Raw genomic sequence first — 18,295 nt, 5'->3', positions numbered from 1 at the left:
ACTTAAAAATGCACCTATTATTCTTTTAGATGAAGCGACTAGCTCCGTTGATCCTGAAAATGAATATGAAATTTTGGCCGCGATTGAGGAATTATCCAAAGGACACACTGTAGTTTCGATAGCTCACAGACTTTCAACTGTAAAAAAAGCCGATCAGATACTAGTGATTGATGACGGTAAATTGGTTCAAGAAGGCAAACATAACGATTTGATAAATAGAGAAGGAATTTATTCAGCATTTATAAAGGCAAGAGAGCGAGCTGCAAGCTGGAGATTGTAAAAAAACACAATGACAGTAAATTATCACAATGATGTTGGGATAAGAGTTATCAAAATCTAAGAATGGAGGTTTACTTATGGATATTATGCGAGCGATTTTAGACGGGATAGCCATAGCTGCAATCTTTAACGGCGCAGTAGCTGCTTTGGTGCTTATAAACCCGAGATATTTTTTCGATTCTTATCCAAAGGCAATTCAGAAAGCCGCACCCGAGCAAATGACAAAACAAGAAAAAACAATAAATCTTGTTATAACAATTATAATTTGTGGAATTTGTTTTATATATTCAGCGACAAGTCTTTTCCATACGACCATTTTAGGCTTTTGGAATTTTTTTTGGATGGGATATATTCAGTGGAGCCTGTTAAACTTAGGAGATTTCTTTCTACTGGATTGCCTGTTGTACCAAGGAAAATATAAGGATAAAGTAGTTATTCCCGGAACAGAGGGACACCTTGATTATGAGTTTGGCAATTGGATGAAGCATTTAGCAATCATGGAACATTTTGTAATTACACCGTTTTTAATCATACCGTTTGTTGCGGCGATTCAGGCTTTGATTGTTGGAATATTAGGAAGATGAATGTATATAGGTAGTTTGATGGTAAATATAACGAGTATATACTTGTGAGGAGCTGATTTAAATGAAGTATAAAAGTTTCTATTTTAAATTTTTGACCTTTTTCTTAAAAAAGCCTATGATTAGAAAATTTGGGGAAAAGTCAACAAAAGAAAGCTTGAAAAAGGCAAAGCCCGTATACAGAGAAATGATAGAAAAAACGGAAGACATCGGTAAGGACAATCCTATGGCAGGAAATATTTACATGGGCTATGTGTTTATGGCCATTTGCAGAGCCGGTAATTTTAAACCCGATGATTTTATAGATGCCACAGCGGATTTTATGAACGGAAAAATCATAAAGAGGCTTACAAGCGGTTTAGATTTGAATAAAACGGAGGATCTTAAAAAGTTTTCCTGTCTTCTTCACAAAAGGCAGGAATGGGTAGACAGTCACCCGGAATATAAAAATAAGACATGGGATTTTAATTTCGATGAAACGCTTCACAAAGATGGATTTTATTATTACTTTACAAGGTGTCCCATGAATACATTCGCAAGAGAAAATGGTTATCTTGATGTGCTTCCAGTTGCTTGTAATACGGATTATCTATCATGTGCTGCGAGAAAGGCTGTGCTTCATAGAGAGCAGACGCTGGCATCAGGTGGAGATATCTGTGATTATTGGATTGTAGGGGATCAGAACAAGAATCCGAAATAAGATTTTACGAAAAACGTTTGTGCCGAGCCGAGGCAGATACTCAAGTGAAAAGAATGAGAATATCTTATTCAGATACGATAGTTTTATTATTGTAACAAAAAGGAGTTTATCAATGGATAAAATTCATATCGAAAAAGGTAGTGTACAGGAAACACTTATTTTACCGTTGTATGCGCGGAAGCTCTGCGCAGAGCAGTTTCCGACACTGTATCAAGACGAATACGCTGCGAAAATCTGTGAAAGTATCGACTATGACTTTTCACAGTTTAAGAGCAAGGAAAAATGTGTCATGTACCAGTTTGGTGCACTGGAAGGAGCGATGCGTGAAAAAGATATGCTCTGGGAGATTACGGACTATCTGAAGGAACATCCCAAAGCGGCTGTGGTGAATCTCGGCTGTGGACTCAACATGACGGGAAGGACCGCAGATAACGGAACCTGTCACATATATAACCTTGATTTTCCAGAGGTGATCAAATCCCGTTGTGAGCTCATGCCCGCTGAGGAAAGAGAAGAAAATATAGCCTGCAATCTGAATGATTTTTCGTGGATGGATCAGATCAATGCTGAGGAAGGCGCTGTGTTTTATGCTGCCGGAGTGTTTCACTATTTCACTACGTTGCAGATCAAGAAAATGGTCATTGCTATGGCAGACAGATTTCCAAGCGGCAGACTGGTTTTTGACGCAGTTGGTAAATTCGGAAGAGACATGCTTATGAAATTCACACTGAAAAATATGGGTATGAACAATATATCGGCTCTTTTCTATGTGAGTGATGAATCTGAACTTGAGGGCTGGTCTCCTAAGGTGAAGCTTAAGACGAAAAAAAGCTATATGCAGGGTTATTATCAGCTCGATGATCCGAATATCAAAGGCATCCACCGTTTTCTTGCAAAGTTCTGTGACAAGATTGCAAAGATGTATATTTATCGAATGGAATTCACAGAGTGAAAAGAAGGAGATGGGACATTTGATGAATCGCAATATAAAAAGAATAAGAAATACTTAAATTTCGGCGTGTAGGGAGTTTTATTCTTTCCTTTTTCAAAATATTATATGTCTATTTTAAGCCACCATTTCCTTTGAACACAACCATAGCAGGAGAAATGTCAAGCTACCCGTCTTGATGTATGGTTATCATCAGGGCAGTCTTGATACATATTGAATGCGCGTGTTTGTTGTCAAAAATTGGGTTCAGGTCGTAATTTGTACATCATTTTCATTTGAGGGTTTAGGAGCTACTGGCCGACAATTTATTATATCTTCCAAAACATACTATCATTGGTATAAAGAATCCTTTTATCTTGTACAGGATGGAAGGTCGGAAAGGGGGTAAGTATGGAAATTAAGTATTATGATCACTTCTACTTGGAAGAAATACTGCATCTATATCAGAGTGTTGGCTGGACGAACTATCTTAAAAGAGAGGATATCCTTGAAGAAGCCTATGCCAATTCTCTATGTGTACTAGCCGCATATGGCGGTGACAGTCTGCTTGGAATCATTCGTGCCATTGGCGATGGTCTTACCATTGTGTTTGTGCAAGATATTATCGTTCTGCCCAAATACCAAAGAAAAGGGATTGGAACCAAGCAACTGAAAGCCGTTATAGACAAGTACCGGAATGTTTATCAGATGGAACTGCTGACGAATAACAGAGAAAAGACAAAGGCGTTTTATCGTTCTGTTGGATTTACCGCTTCAGACGATATGGGCTGTGTCGCATTCACAAGAATGTGAACGGTGGAAAGATTTTGAGTCAGGGGACAAATGCGAGACATCACAGGGAGGGTAGACAGAAGCTGTCATCTCAGCTAAGAGCCTACTTTTATTTCGGATTTTCAAATTTCAGACAAAATTCAAGGTGTGGATAAATAGTCTAAGCGAACTAAGGCTCAAACCATGGGAGTGCGGACAAGCTCCTGGACTCTGAAAGGAAGGACGTATGTAGTCAGAAAAGCAAAGGGTCACAATCTTTTGATAATAAAGTGAAGATATCATCCGTGAAATTGTCGACCAGTTTACCCTGGCACATGACAATATTTCTGCCCGCATGATCATCGACTGTGGGCTGGGATACAAGGAAAGGTAAGTCTTTAGCACGGTTAAATATATTTTCTCATGAATCCGTCCATACCCCGGGCGGATTTTTATTTTTGAGGATAAGGTGAAAAGGAAATGAGATCGGACTTAACCTTGAATGTCCTGCGATAAAGTTTCTTCATGCCTGTCTTTACTTTTTTTTTAGGATGTGGTATACTAAAAATAGTTAGTCTATGCTAACTAACGGAGAGTCGATTTCCTGAATTAGTAGTCTATAAAGCCGGGATTTCTATTTCGGCATGAAAGATGACTGTGTAGAAAACTGTTTAGAATAGGAGGTAGCTGTATGTTGATTCACAAACGTTTACATGACCTGATTCAAGGTGTGGAAGTCTTTATTTTTGGCAAAAGCCTTTTATCAGTTTGTGTCAGCCTGACGTATATTGTGCAAGCCGTTCTTTTCGGGCAGCTTATTCAGATGCTTTATGAGAGTGCGGGGATAGATGCCTGGAAATGGCATGTTTTTTGGATTGCATTGTTAATCTTGGTCCGTCTAATCCTCATCACAGGGCTCAATGTGTATGGAAAGTGGATTATCGGTCAAATTAAGAATCGTCTGCGTAAGCGTACCTTTAACCAATTAATGAAATTGGGTCCTGCCTATCTTCTTGACGAGCGCAGCGGAGAGATCCAATCTAAGGTGATGGCAGGGATTGACTATCTTGAGGGATATCTGAGCCTTTACATTCCTCAGATACTAACTGTTTTTATTGTTTTAGCCGGTATTTCTATTTATGTTTTTTCAATTCATTTCGCCCTAGGAAGCCTTATCCTCGTCACCGCTGTTGCCGCACTTTTTATGCCTTATCTTTTTCTTTATAAGATAACGAGTTTCAGCGAAGAGCATTGGTCGGCCTACACCGATTTGAGTGCTGAATTTGTTGAAACGGCGCAGGGAATGATGACACTGAAAGCCTTTAACGCTTCAAAAAGGGTTGGTACTGGACTGAAAGAGAAGATGCATCGTCTCTTTGACAAAACAATGAAGAGTCTTACCATCAGCTTGATGGAAACGGGGATTGCGAATTTCTGCGTGACCATTGGCCGAAACTTCGCTCTGGCTCTTGCGGCCTATTTTACCGTCAATGGGACAATTCGTGTTGGTCAAATGGCGATGTTATTCTTCCTCGTTGCCGAGGCCTACAGGCCACTTCAAGAGTTGGGTCAGTACTTCCATCAAGGTTTTATGGGGATCACTTCCTGTGATGGAATCTTTGAAATTTTAGATCAGGAAATCAAGATTCGGGATATTGGCGAATCGACAAAAATCATTAGCCCGAATCCTGAAGGCTCAGAGATTGAATTTTCAGAGGTAGGGTTCTGCTACCCAGAAAGTGAAACGACATTGTTCCACAACTTAAATTTACGCATTGCTCAAGGTGAAAAGCTTGCTTTTGTCGGTGAATCTGGTAGCGGGAAAACAACGATCGCAAGGCTTCTGCTCCGTTTCTATGATCCGGACAGGGGCAGTATTCGCTTGGGTGGAGTTGATTATAGGGAACTTCCGCTCTCTGAACTTAGAAGGCAGTTCTCCGTGGTTTCCCAAGAGACCTATCTCTTCTATGGAACAATTTTGGATAATCTGCTTTTAGCTAACCCTACAGCCAGTGAAGATGAAGTCAGGCAAGCGGCACAACTGGCACAAATCCACGATTTTATTCAGGCCCTTCCTCAAGGTTATGAAAGCAGGGTTGGGGAAAAGGGAGTAAACTTTTCCGGTGGGGAGCGTCAGCGCATGGCGATTGCTCGAGCCTTGCTGAAAAATGCACCCATTATCATCTTCGATGAGGCAAGCTCCAGCGTGGATATAAAGAACGAGAAAGAAATTCAAGAGCTTCTGCAAGAGGCTCTTAAAGATAAGACGACCATAACGATCGCTCATCGTCTTTCGACGATCCAGGATGCTTCGCGGATTTATGTCCTTCGTCACGGAGAAATCGTTGAAGAGGGCAGGCATGAAGATTTGATGAAAGGGGATACCTATTACAGTCATCTCTTTGCCACTCAAGAGGCCGCGGAGAAAAGACAAGAATATGAGCAGGAATGGAGGAGTTAAGGCATGTATAAAAAAGCATCTTTTTTGACAAAATATCGCAATATTCTCAAGCTTTCGAGCTACGCTTTTCGTTTTAAAGCAAACTTTTTTTTAACGATTCTCTGTGGAGTTGCCAATCAAACGTTTTCTCTGCTCACCTTAATTCTCGCTGCGCTTTTGATTGGAAAAGCGTTCACAGGTGTTGCCTCGAAGGAAATTCTGAGTTATTTTCCGCTTTTGTTCCTCTTTTGCCTGCTCCAGGGTCTCTTCACGTATCTACACATGTTGGTGACGCATATTCTAGCGTATAAGGTTTTGGAGGCCATGCGAGGAGATGTTTATGATACTGTAGAACGGGGTACACCTTTGACAACCTTGCATTATCAGAGTGGCGACTTAAACGCCATCATTATGGAAGATGTGGAGACCTTGGAAAGCTTTTTTGCCCACGTCATGGGTGATTACGTCATCGCCTTTATAAGTACCTTCGTGTTTTTTGGCATTTTTGCCCAATTTTCGTTGCCTTACGCATGTTTGAGTCTTCTCTGCGCTGTGTTGATTGCCATCGTGCCCTACACCTTCCCTAAGATCAAAAGCGAGATTGGGCAAAGATTGAGAAGGGGAAGAGGACAAAACAACGCCTTTGCACTTGATGTCATTCAAGGCTTAAGAGAAATTCTCATTTTCAACCGAGAAGCCAAGTATATCAATCGGCTGGAGAAGGACACGCTGAGTCTCAATAAGCTGGAGATGAAGGACGGATTTTATCAGGGACTTCAAAGTACACTTATTAACCTCTTTGTTTCCGGATTTGCCCTTTCCTTTGTCCTTTTGGCACATCGCCTGTCCGTGACAGGTAGTTTATCCCCGGAATATCTATCTGTATTCATCGTAATGGTCTTAAACATCTTCATGCCGGTACTAAGCGTTTCTGGCACGGCGGCCAGCTTAAATTCAGTGGCGGCATCTGCCGATCGCGTGGCAAAAATTTTGCGCGAAGAATCACCGCTTCAGGAAACAAATCCCCAGCTTCCACGTTTGAATCGGGAAACGATCTTTTCCCTTAGAGATGTCTGTTTTTCTTATAAAAAAGAGGAGCCAGTTCTTCAGGGATTAAGCCTGGACATTTATGCTGGTGAAAATGTGGCTCTTGTTGGTGCCTCTGGAGCGGGTAAGAGTACCCTGGTTAAATTGCTTCTGCGCTTTTATGATGTGGATTGTGGTGCAATCTATTTTAAGGGAGCAAACTTAAAGAGCGTGGAGCCGGAAGCTTTACGTGAGGCAATAGCTATTGTTCCGCAGGACTGCACGCTCTTTCGTGGCAGCTTGCTTGATAATCTCCGACTGGGAAAACCAAATGCAAGTCTCATGGAGGTAAAAAAAGCTGCCGACCTTGCCGTGGCATCAGACTTCATTGAAGCCCTGCCAAAGCAATATGATAGTGAAATAGGAGAAGGCGGACTGAGCTTTTCCGGTGGCGAGCGTCAGAGGCTGGCAATTACCCGCGCCTTGGTTAAAAACAGTCCTGTTCTGATTATGGATGAAGCCGTCTCTAATCTTGATGCGGAGAATGAAAAGAACTTCCATCAAGCTTTAAGACAAATGAAGCAAGGCAGAACCATCCTTACAGTTGCCCATCGTCTCTCGACCATTTTAGAGGCAGATCGGGTGATTGAGCTGGCAAATGGAAAAATCATCTTTGATGGAAAAACGCAGGATTGGCAGAGCTTCCGTGTAAAGAAGGCGCCACACATATAAAATACTCATTTTATTGTTTTGTTCTGCTGAAAATGAACTGACCCCATAAAGTTAGACTAATAAACCAACTTTATGGGGTCACCACATAACCTAACAGTAGTGTTTTATTAGTTTTAGAAAATAATATTTTAAATAGAAATATCAGAACAATAGATAGAATTAAGGGCAAAATTTCTGAGGAGATATTTGATAAACTAAGTTAAGATGAAAAAACTATTATACATTTTATGTATAATAGTGGACAAAAAAATAACTACAAAAATGGCAACAAAACTTATTGAAAGAGTTTCAACATTTTGTAGGGAGTTTCTTAAAAATCTTGCTGATAAAGATTTATTAGAGTGGCATGGCACTTCGCAAAACGATCGTACACAATACTATACTCTGAAATTCTAATTTAAGAAGAATGCAGAAGAGTTGAGAAGAACGTAGAAGAGTTGAGAATATATGTTTGGACAATGGTGAGCAAGTCGAGATGGTAGCTCTATTGTTCAAACTGCAAACAGACAAACATTTAGACATAGAAATAGGGGAAGATGAATTTAAGTATTTTGTAATGAGTTAAGTAAATACTTTAGTTGTAATACTTAAAAAACAGTTGTGGATTTAACGCTCACAGGGTTTTATCTTGTATCGAGGAATTAAATGAATATCATTAGCTACGGAAATAGAAAGAACAAGTCAATATTATTTATTCATGGACTTGCCTCTACTGCAGACCAATGTTTCAAACCACTTCTGCCCTATTTGCAAGACTATTTTGTAATTTTCTGTGAATTGGACGGACATTATGGAATCAAGCCCAAAGACTTAACTTCAATGGAAGAAACCATAGATTCAATAGAAAGCTACATATTAAATGAAATGGGTGGGAGTGTCTATGGAATATGCGGATTTTCTATGGGAGCAACCATCGCAGTTGAACTCATTGGAAGAGGAGATATTGTTGTTTCGAAAGTCCTCTTAGATGCGGCGATTACTGCTGAGCTGGGATTGATGGCAACGCCATTTACCTGTGCTTTTATCATTGGTACAAGTAGAATCAAAAATAAAAAGCCTCTACCTAAATTTTTATTAGATAAGCTTATGGGCAAGGATAATCTAAGCGTAATAGAAATGATGTATCCAAAAATTTCAAAAAAAACTATTAAAAATGTCTGCAAGTTTATCTATCATTACAAAGTTCCAAAAAAATTAAAAAAATTTTCTAATCCAGTATTATTTTGGCGAGGAAGCGAAGAGCCTATTCCTGAAAAAAGCGAAAAGATATTAAGAGAGTATCTTCCGCAAATGAAAACAGAAGTATTTGAAGGAATGGGCCACGGACAATTTCTCCACGAACATCCTAAAGAATACGCTGAGAAACTAAAGATATTTTTGGGAAATAAATAAGGAGAGAAATTTGGAAATTAGAAAAATATCAAGATCAGATTTAGAAGAATTAGCAAAGTTAATGGTAGCTGTCTACAATGCTCCACCTTGGAGTAATAAATGGACAGCAGAAACAGCCCTGGAATCCTTAAGCGATATTTTAGGTTTCCCTAAATTTTTTGGCAATGTAATTGTCGATGGAAATAAAATAATTGGTGCAATAATTGGTCATATAAGAAGATATGCTAATGAATCAACTTTTTATATTGATGAGTTTTTTATTTCTGAAGAATATAGAGGGACTGGTCTAGCAAAAGAACTTTACCAAACGAGTATAAAACAATTGAAGCAAAAAGGTATAAGTGGTGCGTTTTTTACTACTTTAAAAAATTCTCGAGCCTATAATTTTTATGTTAAACAAGGTGCTTGGGATTTGGTAGATTCCGCATGCTTCTACCATAAATTTTAGTGGTTTTTTATCAAGTTGATACTTGATGAGATAGTTGGTATTGCTCAAAAAGAAAAGATATATATGAATTTTCAGAAAAGATACTTAGATGATTTAAGTATCTTTTTTTGCTTATGACTAGAGAAAAAATTAGAAAAATATTAAAGTGATAAAAATTAATTGAGTGAGAAAAAATATTTATATAAAACACTTTTAGTATAAGAAAATCTTATGGGTGATCTAAATCACATTTATAAAATTTTCTTGCAAAACTTTTGCCTTTGATATATAATTGAACATGTAAAAGATAATAATTTTAATAGGAGGAATAAAAATGGCAAAACAATTTAAAACCATGGATGGTAACACAGCCGCTGCTTATGTATCATATGCATTTACAGAAGTTGCTGCCATCTACCCAATAACTCCTTCATCAAATATGGCTGAAGCTGTTGACAGTTGGTCTGCTCATGGCAAGACAAACATATTTGGCGAAAGAGTTTTAGTTCAAGAAATGCAATCTGAAGCTGGTGCAGCAGGTGCTGTACACGGATCATTACAAGCAGGTGCATTAACTACTACATATACAGCTTCACAAGGTCTTCTACTTATGATACCTAATATGTACAAGATCGCTGGTGAATTACTTCCAGGTGTATTCCACGTATCAGCTAGAGCTATAGCATCACACGCTCTAAGCATATTTGGTGACCACCAAGACGTTATGGCATGTCGTCAAACAGGCTTTGCTATGCTAGCATCTGGTTCAGTACAAGAAGTTATGGACCTTGCAAGTGTTGCGCACCTTTCAGCAATCAAGGGAAGAGTACCATTCTTACACTTCTTCGACGGATTTAGAACTTCTCACGAAATTCAAAAAATTGAAGTTATCGACTATGAAGATCTAAAGAAACTTCTTGACAAGGACGCTCTAAGAAAGTTCAGAGAAAACGCTTTGAACCCAGAACATCCTGTAACAAGAGGTACTGCTCAAAACCCTGATATCTATTTCCAAGCTGCAGAAGCATCTAACAAACACTATGAAGATATCGTAGAGATAGCTGCTGACTACATGAAGGAACTTTCAAAGATCACAGGAAGAGAATACAAACCATTCAACTACTACGGAGCAGAAGATGCTGAAGACATCATCGTTGCTATGGGTTCTGTAACTGATACAGTTGAAGAAACTGTTGATTATTTAAACAGCAACGGCAAAAAAGTTGGTCTTATCAAGGTTAGACTATACAGACCATTCTCTAAGAAATACTTCTTCGATGTATATCCAAAGACAGTTAAGAGAATCGCTGTTCTAGACAGAACTAAGGAAAAAGGCGCTCTAGGCGAACCATTATACCTTGATGTTAAATCAATGTTCTACGATGCAGATACTAAGCCACTTATCGTTGGTGGTAGATACGGTTTAGGTTCAAAGGATACTACTCCTTCACAAATCTTATCTGTATATGAAAACTTAGCATCAAAAGACCCTATCAATGGTTTCACTATTGGTATCAATGATGACGTTACTCATAAATCACTAGAAATTAAGAAAATTATAAATACAGAACCAGAAGGAACTATAAAGTGTAAATTCTGGGGCTTCGGTTCAGACGGTACAGTAGGTGCTAACAAATCAGCTATCAAGATTATCGGTGATAACACTGATTTATACGCACAAGGCTACTTTGCTTATGACTCTAAAAAATCAGGCGGTGTAACTGTTTCTCACTTAAGATTCGGTAAATCACCTATCAAATCAACATACCTAATCAGTCACGCAGACTTCATAAGCTGTTCAAAACAATCTTATATCAATCTATATGATTTATTAGATGGACTTAAAGATGGCGGAACATTCTTATTAAACTGCATTTGGGACGAAAAGGAACTAGAAGAAAACTTACCTAACAGCTTAAAACGCTCTATTGCTGAGCACAATGCTAAGTTCTACACAATAAACGCAACTAGAATAGCTGAAGAAATCGGTCTAGGCGGAAGAACTAACATGATCATGCAAGCTGCATTCTTCAAGTTATCTGAAGTACTTCCTCTTGACGAAGCAATTGCTCACTTAAAAGACTCTATCGTTAAATCTTATGGACGTAAGGGCGAAAAAGTAGTTAACATGAACTACCAAGCAGTTGACAAGGGTATTGAAGAATTAAAAGAAATTAAATATCCACAAAGCTGGAAAGACTTAAAAGACGAAAAAGAAGAAAAGAAAGAAACTACTAAATTCTTTGAAGAAGTTGCTGAAGTAATGAACGCTCAAAAGGGTGACACTCTTCCAGTATCTAAGTTTATAGGTATTGAAGACGGTACTTTTGAAAATGGTACAGCTAAGTTTGAAAAGAGAGCTATCGCTGTTAACCTACCACATTGGAAGAAAGAAAATTGTATCCAATGTAACCAATGTTCATACATCTGCCCACACGCTGTAATTAGACCAATACTTTTAAATGAAGAAGAAACAGCTAAAGCTCCTGAAACATTCGAAACAATCGAAGCTAAAGGCAAGGGACTAGAAGGATTACAATACAGAATGCAAGTATCTTCACTTGACTGTACAGGTTGCGGTAACTGCGCTGACATTTGTCCAGCTAAGGATAAAGCACTAGAAATGGTTCATTTCGAAGACATTGCTGAAGTAGAAAATGAAAATTGGGATTTCGCTATGGACGAAGTTGAAGTAAAAGACGATGTTATGGATAAATACAGCGTTAAGGGATCTCAATTCCAACAACCACTTCTTGAATTCTCAGGCGCTTGCGCTGGTTGCGGTGAAACTGCTTATGCTAAGTTAATCACTCAATTATATGGCGACAGAATGATCATTGCAAATGCAACTGGTTGTTCATCAATTTGGGGAGGTTCAGCTCCATCAACTCCATACTGCGTAAACAAATGCGGCAAGGGACCTGCTTGGGCTAACTCACTATTTGAAGATAACGCTGAATATGGCTATGGTTTTGCTTTAGCTGATGAAGTTAATAGAAAGAGAATTAAATCTCTAATGGAAAGCTACAACGCTCTAGACAATAAAGATTCTGAACTAGAAGAAGCATTCAAACTTTGGTTATCAGATATGAGAGACGAAAGAGTAAGCAAAGAAGCTTATGCTAAGATGGCTAAGAAATTAGATAAGAAAACTGGAGACGCAGCTCAAGACGAAATACTAGAACAACTTGATGAATTAAGAGATTACATGATTAGAAAATCTGTTTGGGTATTCGGTGGAGACGGCTGGGCTTATGATATAGGCTTTGGCGGACTTGATCACGTACTAGCATCTGGTAAAGACATCAACGTATTTGTATTCGATACAGAAGTTTATTCAAATACAGGTGGACAATCATCAAAAGCTACTCCAACAGCAGCTGTTGCAAAATTCGCAGCATCTGGTAAGAAGATCAGAAAGAAAGACCTTGGTCTAATGATGACAAGCTATGGCTACGTATACGTTGCTCAAATCGCTCTAGGCGCTAACATGAATCAAGCATTAAAAGCAATTAAAGAAGCAGAAGAATACGATGGACCATCAATCATCATCGCTTACGCTCCATGTATCAACCACGGATTAAAATGCGGTATGGGCAAGAGCGTTAACAGAGAAAAACAAGCTGTTGCTGCTGGTTACTGGCATCTATACAGATTCGATCCAAGACTTGAAAAAGAGGGAAAGAATCCATTCGTACTAGATTCAAAAGATCCAACAGAATCATTCCAAGACTTCATAGGCTCCGAAGTAAGATACACATCACTTCAAAAGGATTTCCCTGAAGAAGCAGAAATCTTATTCAAAGCAGCTGAAGAATCTGCTAAAGACAGACTTGCAAGCTACAAGAGAATGGCTGGCTTAGATAAATAATTTAAGTAAATATATTTAATAAGATGCGAGGAGAAATCTTCGCATCTTTTTTTGCTTGCAATTCACCCCTCAATAAATTATAATATATAAAAGGAAGTGAAGAGATGAAACTAATTAAAGCAAATAAAAATCATAAAGATATAGTTTTAGAATTTAAAGAGAAAATAATAGAAGCAGGAGAAAGATTTTGCGGGGTTAGTGGACTTGAAAGACTTGATTTTGATGAGTGGCTTGAAAGAAATAAATTAATAGAAAATAAAAGCACATGTCCAGATGGAATAGTCCCTGCGATGCAATATATTTATACTGATGACGATGAGAGCAAAGTTATTGGCATGATAAATTTAAGACTTGAACTAAATGACTTTTTAATGAAGTTTGGTGGACACATAGGCTACTCAATAGTACCAGATGAAAGACGCAAAGGTTTTGCAAAAGCTATGCTTAAAGAAGGTCTTAAGTTTTATAAAAATCACGGATATGAAAAAGTTCTTATTACATGCGATTTAAATAACATAGCGTCAGCAAGGACTATAGAAGCGTGTGGAGGTGTACTCGAAAATATACTAAAAGAAGATGAATTTCACTCAACAAAAAGGTACTGGATAAAGCTTTAATTGGGTATATATATTTTAAGGAGTTGATTATATGTATTTACTAAGACTATACAGAGACTTTGACCTTGTCTACTCGATAGGCATGTTCAAAGAAGAAAAAGATTACAAAGAGTTTTTAAAAGGCATTCCAAGCTGCAAACCTGAAGAAGACGGCTATAACTATAGAATATATCTTGATGGTTTTCCAGCATTATTAAAGCTAAAATTCAATGACGCCGATTTTATATTTTCAAGAGACATCTTCCTAAACAGAGAATACTTGTATGTAGACGTCGAAGAGTATCCCGTGCTTAATGAATATAAGGGTATGTACGATAAATATCAAGTGATTGGCGCTTATGCCATCGGCACAGATGAGCTTGAAGACTATGTTACAAGACGCAACAAAAAGCTTGAACTTATATTTAAGATACTTGATGACATGGGTATCGAAGCATTTAGAGATTATTCTGACTCTGAAGATGGTGAGTGCATCATTCTTAAAAAAGACTCAAGTATATTATTTGTGCTTGATCCATCATTTAATGAAGACCTACCAGATGATGAGGCTGGCTTAAGAAAGGCTATCGAAGAAGAGCTTAAGAACAGATAAATAAAATTATAAAGATCTAAGTTTTATTTAGATCTTTTTTAGTCTATATACATTGCTAATGTGATAACAATTGTGATTAAAATGCTTGACAATTATGATTAAATCTAATATAATAACAATGTTAATATATATGTAAGGGGAGAGATGTATGGCCAAAGAACAATACTTAACAGAAGAGGGTTTAAAACAAAAGGAAGAAGAGCTTGAGTATCTTAAGACGGTCGCAAGAAGAGAAGTTGCCGAAAAGATCAAGATAGCTCTAGGATACGGAGACTTAAGTGAAAACGCTGAATATGATCAAGCTAAAAATGATCAAGCGGCACTTGAAGAAAAAATTGCTAAACTAGAAAACATACTTAGAAATGCAGTACTTATAGACGAAGCAGGAGATACGGACAATAAATCGGTAAAAGTTGGCTCGAATGTTAGGTTCAAGGACATGGATACAGACGAGTTTTTAGAATACCAAATCGTTGGTGTTGTAGAAGCGGATCCATTTAATGGCAAGATCTCAAATGAAAGCCCTGTTGGCAGAGCCATGATAGGCAGAAAAAGAAATCAAGTTGTTGAAGTAGAAGCACCATCGGGTATTAAGAAATATAAAATAACAAAGATATCATAGGAGTTGAAAGATGCAAAACACAGATTTAAATGAAATGCTTCAAATTCGTAGACAAAAGTTAAAAGATTTACAAGATCAAGGCAAGAACCCATTTAAGATTGAAAAGTTCAATCCTGATCATCACACAACAGATATTACTGATAACTTTGAAGAATTTGAAGGCAAAGAAGTTACCTTAGCTGGTAGAGTTATGTCAAAGAGAGGTCACGGTAAGATCTCATTTATGGACATACAAGATATGAAAGGCAGAATACAAATCCTTTCAAAAATTGACGAATTAGGCGAAGAAGCCTACAAGATTATCTCATACTTAGATATGGGCGACATCGTTGGCGTTGAGGGCGAAGTTTTTAAAACACAATCAGGAGAAATCAGTATAAAAGCTAAAAAGCTTACATTACTTTCCAAATCCTTACAAATACTACCTGAAAAGTGGCACGGATTAAAAGACCCAGACCTTAGATACAGACAAAGATACGTTGATTTAATCGTTAACCCAGAAGTAAAAGAAACATTCTTATTAAGAAATAAAATCATAAAAAAGATTAGAGAATTCTTAGACAATTTAGGATACTTAGAAGTAGAAACACCTATTCTTGGCAATATTGCTGGTGGTGCAAACGCAAGACCATTCTTAACACATCATAACGCACTAAACATCGATATGTCACTTAGAATAGCGAACGAACTTTATCTAAAGAGACTTATAGTCGGTGGTTTCGACAAAGTTTATGAAATGGGTAAGATGTTCAGAAACGAAGGTATGGACACAAGACACAATCCAGAGTTTACTAATATCGAGCTATACGAAGCATACGCTGACTATAACGATATGATGGAAATAACTGAAAATCTTGTTGCTTACGTAGCTAAAGAAGTTTTGGGAACTACAAAAGTTGAGTATCAAGGCAAAACTATTGATTTTACTCCACCATGGAAAAGAATCAAGATGCAAGATGCAGTTAAAGAGCACACAGGCGTTGACTTTGATAAGATAAATACAGATGAAGAAGCTATCGAAGTAGCTAAAGAACATAAATTAGAGATAAAACCTGGCATGACTAGAGGACACGTTATTAGCGAAATGTTCGAAGAATTCTGCGAACAATATATGGATCAGCCAACATTTATCATTGGCCATCCAGTAGAAATTTCTCCATTAGCAAAGAGAAATCCAGATGACCCAAGAATTACTAACAGATTCGAAGCCTTTGCTAATTGCTGGGAAATTGCAAACGCATTCTCAGAATTAAACGATCCAATCGATCAAAGAGAAAGATTTGAAGAGCAATTAAGACAAAAAGAATATGGCGACGACGAAGCTCATCCAATGGACGAAGACTTCTTAAACGCTATAGAAGTTGGTCTTCCACCAACAGGCGGACTTGGCATAGGTGTAGATAGATTAATCATACTATTAACAAATCAAGCATCCATAAGAGACGTAATCTTCTTCCCAACAATGAAGCCAATAGGCAAAGAAATCGCAGAAAATAGCGATTCTAAAGCAAATAATGACAAAACTTACGACCAAGTTACGACAGATTTGAAAAAATTAGACTTTAGTAAAATAAAGGTTGAGCCTTTATTTGAAGATGAAGTTGATTTTGAAACTTTTTCTAAGTCTGATTTTAGAGTTGTAAAAGTAAAGAATTGTGAGGAAGTTCCTAAGAGTAAAAAATTATTAAAATTTACTTTAGATGATGGAACTGGCAAGGATAGAATTATTCTATCAGGCATTAAAAATAACTATAGTGCAGAGGAATTAATTGGAAAAACTCTTTTAGCGATAGTTAATTTACCTGAAAGACAAATGATGGGCGAATTAAGCCAAGGAATGCTCTTATCTGCAATTTGTGAATATGATGGAGAAGAATTATTAAATTTAGTAATGTTAGATCCTAGTATTCCTGCAGGAGCAAAATTATATTAAAAGAACACGCTAATTATGAAACTGGGGTTTGTTATGAATCCCAGTTTAATTTTTATATTAAACATGATACTACGTTATTAAACGTAGATTCTACTTTAGATCTATATAACACATCAGAAACAAGATCAAATCAAAAATATTTTGGCCTAAATTACCAAAAAACTGGCAAAGAACTTATGAGCCAAGATGAAATAACTGTAATGGATGGTGGTAAGTGTATATACCAGCTAAGAGGAGTAATACCTTTTCTATCTGATAAATTCGATATTACAAAGCATAAGAATTACAAGTTATAGGAAGATTATGATAAGAGAAATGTATTTGATGTAGAGAAATATTTACAAAAAAAGATGGAGTTAGGTTAAATGAAAAATAAAAACAGGAAAAATTTAATAATAATGACTTTAATGATAGGGTTGATATTTATAACTTCTTGTTCTAAAGAAAAAAATGTTAAAAGTGAAGAATTTCATTTGTTTAGAGAAGAGATGTTATCAAATAAAAAAATAGGTGAGATTCAAATAAAATTTTTAAGACCATCCTTATATATTAATTTTGTTACATCTGAAAATTTTAAAATTAATGATGTAAAAAAAGTAATAGATAAATTAAAACCATTCATAAATACCAATCACATGGATGAAATTGCAAGCAAATATTGGGAAAAAGATACAAAAGTATCTACTGTATATATATCTTTTTATAATGGGAAAATAGATAAGAATGACACAAGAAAGAATCTCGTGTATAGTATATATACAGAGTATTATAAAACTCATGTTGTTGATGATAATCCTTTAAATATAGATGCTTATAGCACATGGTTTATAGAAGTTGATGGGAGAGAATATCAACTTGAGGATTACTTAGACGGAGATTATTAAAATTTGTATATTTTTATCTAAGAGCAGTAAGACATTTCTTGTCTGATAAATTCGATATTACGAAGCATAAGAATTACAAGTTATTGGAAGATTATGATGAGAGAAATGTTTTTGATATTTAAAAGTATGTTACACGAAAGGGTAAAGCTAAGATAAATGGTAATACAGTGATAACAAGATTGTAATATTTACTGTAAGAGTCTATACATGCGAGGGACTATATGATATAATAGAACTAGATAAATTTGAATTTGTGGAGGAGAAAATGATGGATAAATTAAGAAAAGAAATTGCAATTCAGCAGAAAAAAGGATTACCATTTATCATGGCATCGGTGATTATATGGCTTCTGATAGTACTTGTGTCAATTTTAGATATCAATATGAATATGAAAAATTTATTGGTGTTTTGCTGTTCATGCCCATTATTACCGCTGTCTTGGCTCATTGGTAAACTTATAAAGGTGGATATCTTTTCAAAACAAAATCCACTTGGACAAT

15 protein-coding genes and 2 pseudogenes are annotated in these 18,295 nt (G+C 36.9%); all 17 read left to right on the top strand.

Annotated features, from left to right (window positions below; translation table 11 throughout):
• Window positions 1-280 (top strand): annotated as a pseudogene (locus AC2UOP_RS07115) (ABC transporter ATP-binding protein); the annotation flags it as partial.
• 76 nt (window positions 281-356) lie between these two features.
• Window positions 357-863: a hypothetical protein gene (locus tag AC2UOP_RS07110; RefSeq protein WP_484833149.1), complete on the top strand. Its 507-nt coding sequence runs from the start codon at window positions 357-359 to the stop codon at window positions 861-863.
• Between the two features lie 61 nt (window positions 864-924).
• Complete coding sequence (locus AC2UOP_RS07105) at window positions 925-1,560, top strand: L-2-amino-thiazoline-4-carboxylic acid hydrolase (RefSeq protein ID WP_484833148.1); 636 nt, start codon at window positions 925-927, stop codon at window positions 1,558-1,560.
• A 112-nt stretch (window positions 1,561-1,672) separates the two neighbouring features.
• Entirely contained in the window at window positions 1,673-2,512 is an 840-nt protein-coding gene (locus AC2UOP_RS07100; protein WP_484833147.1) for a class I SAM-dependent methyltransferase, read from the top strand.
• A 387-nt stretch (window positions 2,513-2,899) separates the two neighbouring features.
• Complete coding sequence (locus AC2UOP_RS07095) at window positions 2,900-3,301, top strand: GNAT family N-acetyltransferase (RefSeq protein ID WP_484833146.1); 402 nt, start codon at window positions 2,900-2,902, stop codon at window positions 3,299-3,301.
• A 649-nt stretch (window positions 3,302-3,950) separates the two neighbouring features.
• Entirely contained in the window at window positions 3,951-5,720 is a 1,770-nt protein-coding gene (locus tag AC2UOP_RS07090; protein WP_484833145.1) for an ABC transporter ATP-binding protein, read from the top strand.
• Window positions 5,721-5,723: 3 nt separating this feature from the next.
• Window positions 5,724-7,457: an ABC transporter ATP-binding protein gene (locus tag AC2UOP_RS07085; protein WP_484833144.1), complete on the top strand. Its 1,734-nt coding sequence runs from the start codon at window positions 5,724-5,726 to the stop codon at window positions 7,455-7,457.
• A gap of 645 nt (window positions 7,458-8,102) precedes the next feature.
• Entirely contained in the window at window positions 8,103-8,849 is a 747-nt protein-coding gene (locus tag AC2UOP_RS07080; protein ID WP_484833143.1) for an alpha/beta fold hydrolase, read from the top strand.
• 10 nt (window positions 8,850-8,859) lie between these two features.
• On the top strand, window positions 8,860-9,297 hold the full coding sequence (locus AC2UOP_RS07075) for a GNAT family N-acetyltransferase (RefSeq protein WP_484833142.1): 438 nt from the start codon (window positions 8,860-8,862) through the stop codon (window positions 9,295-9,297).
• Between the two features lie 313 nt (window positions 9,298-9,610).
• Window positions 9,611-13,147: a pyruvate:ferredoxin (flavodoxin) oxidoreductase gene (gene nifJ / locus AC2UOP_RS07070; RefSeq protein WP_484833141.1), complete on the top strand. Its 3,537-nt coding sequence runs from the start codon at window positions 9,611-9,613 to the stop codon at window positions 13,145-13,147.
• Between the two features lie 104 nt (window positions 13,148-13,251).
• Window positions 13,252-13,764, top strand: a complete 513-nt coding sequence (locus AC2UOP_RS07065; protein WP_484833140.1) for a GNAT family N-acetyltransferase — start codon at window positions 13,252-13,254, stop codon at window positions 13,762-13,764.
• Window positions 13,765-13,795: 31 nt separating this feature from the next.
• Entirely contained in the window at window positions 13,796-14,356 is a 561-nt protein-coding gene (locus AC2UOP_RS07060) for a hypothetical protein (protein WP_484833139.1), read from the top strand.
• A gap of 148 nt (window positions 14,357-14,504) precedes the next feature.
• Window positions 14,505-14,978, top strand: a complete 474-nt coding sequence (gene greA, locus AC2UOP_RS07055; RefSeq protein ID WP_070600272.1) for a transcription elongation factor GreA — start codon at window positions 14,505-14,507, stop codon at window positions 14,976-14,978.
• Window positions 14,979-14,988: 10 nt separating this feature from the next.
• Complete coding sequence (gene lysS, locus AC2UOP_RS07050) at window positions 14,989-16,911, top strand: lysine--tRNA ligase (RefSeq protein WP_480020971.1); 1,923 nt, start codon at window positions 14,989-14,991, stop codon at window positions 16,909-16,911.
• Window positions 16,912-17,003: 92 nt separating this feature from the next.
• Window positions 17,004-17,204 (top strand): annotated as a pseudogene (locus AC2UOP_RS07045) (VirD4-like conjugal transfer protein, CD1115 family); the annotation flags it as partial.
• 72 nt (window positions 17,205-17,276) lie between these two features.
• Window positions 17,277-17,795: a hypothetical protein gene (locus AC2UOP_RS07040; protein ID WP_484833138.1), complete on the top strand. Its 519-nt coding sequence runs from the start codon at window positions 17,277-17,279 to the stop codon at window positions 17,793-17,795.
• A gap of 265 nt (window positions 17,796-18,060) precedes the next feature.
• On the top strand, window positions 18,061-18,295 hold a 235-nt coding region (locus AC2UOP_RS07035; protein WP_484833137.1), incomplete at its 3' end, for a DUF7010 family protein.

The sequence above is a fragment of the Fenollaria sp. genome (genome assembly GCF_057222035.1).
Note: the sequence above shows the minus strand (reverse complement) of the source record. Positions and strands in the feature narration are given on the sequence as shown.

What these genes read in the sequence shown, in the direction of transcription:
- AC2UOP_RS07110 (WP_484833149.1), top strand. Translation starts at nt 357, where the DNA reads ATGGATATTATGCGAGCGATTTTAGACGGGATAGCCATAGCTGCAATC.
- AC2UOP_RS07105 (WP_484833148.1), top strand. Translation starts at nt 925, where the DNA reads ATGAAGTATAAAAGTTTCTATTTTAAATTTTTGACCTTTTTCTTAAAA.
- AC2UOP_RS07100 (WP_484833147.1), top strand. Translation starts at nt 1,673, where the DNA reads ATGGATAAAATTCATATCGAAAAAGGTAGTGTACAGGAAACACTTATT.
- AC2UOP_RS07095 (WP_484833146.1), top strand. Translation starts at nt 2,900, where the DNA reads ATGGAAATTAAGTATTATGATCACTTCTACTTGGAAGAAATACTGCAT.
- AC2UOP_RS07090 (WP_484833145.1), top strand. Translation starts at nt 3,951, where the DNA reads ATGTTGATTCACAAACGTTTACATGACCTGATTCAAGGTGTGGAAGTC.
- AC2UOP_RS07085 (WP_484833144.1), top strand. Translation starts at nt 5,724, where the DNA reads ATGTATAAAAAAGCATCTTTTTTGACAAAATATCGCAATATTCTCAAG.
- AC2UOP_RS07080 (WP_484833143.1), top strand. Translation starts at nt 8,103, where the DNA reads ATGAATATCATTAGCTACGGAAATAGAAAGAACAAGTCAATATTATTT.
- nifJ (WP_484833141.1), top strand. Translation starts at nt 9,611, where the DNA reads ATGGCAAAACAATTTAAAACCATGGATGGTAACACAGCCGCTGCTTAT.
- AC2UOP_RS07065 (WP_484833140.1), top strand. Translation starts at nt 13,252, where the DNA reads ATGAAACTAATTAAAGCAAATAAAAATCATAAAGATATAGTTTTAGAA.
- AC2UOP_RS07060 (WP_484833139.1), top strand. Translation starts at nt 13,796, where the DNA reads ATGTATTTACTAAGACTATACAGAGACTTTGACCTTGTCTACTCGATA.
- greA (WP_070600272.1), top strand. Translation starts at nt 14,505, where the DNA reads ATGGCCAAAGAACAATACTTAACAGAAGAGGGTTTAAAACAAAAGGAA.
- lysS (WP_480020971.1), top strand. Translation starts at nt 14,989, where the DNA reads ATGCAAAACACAGATTTAAATGAAATGCTTCAAATTCGTAGACAAAAG.
- AC2UOP_RS07040 (WP_484833138.1), top strand. Translation starts at nt 17,277, where the DNA reads ATGAAAAATAAAAACAGGAAAAATTTAATAATAATGACTTTAATGATA.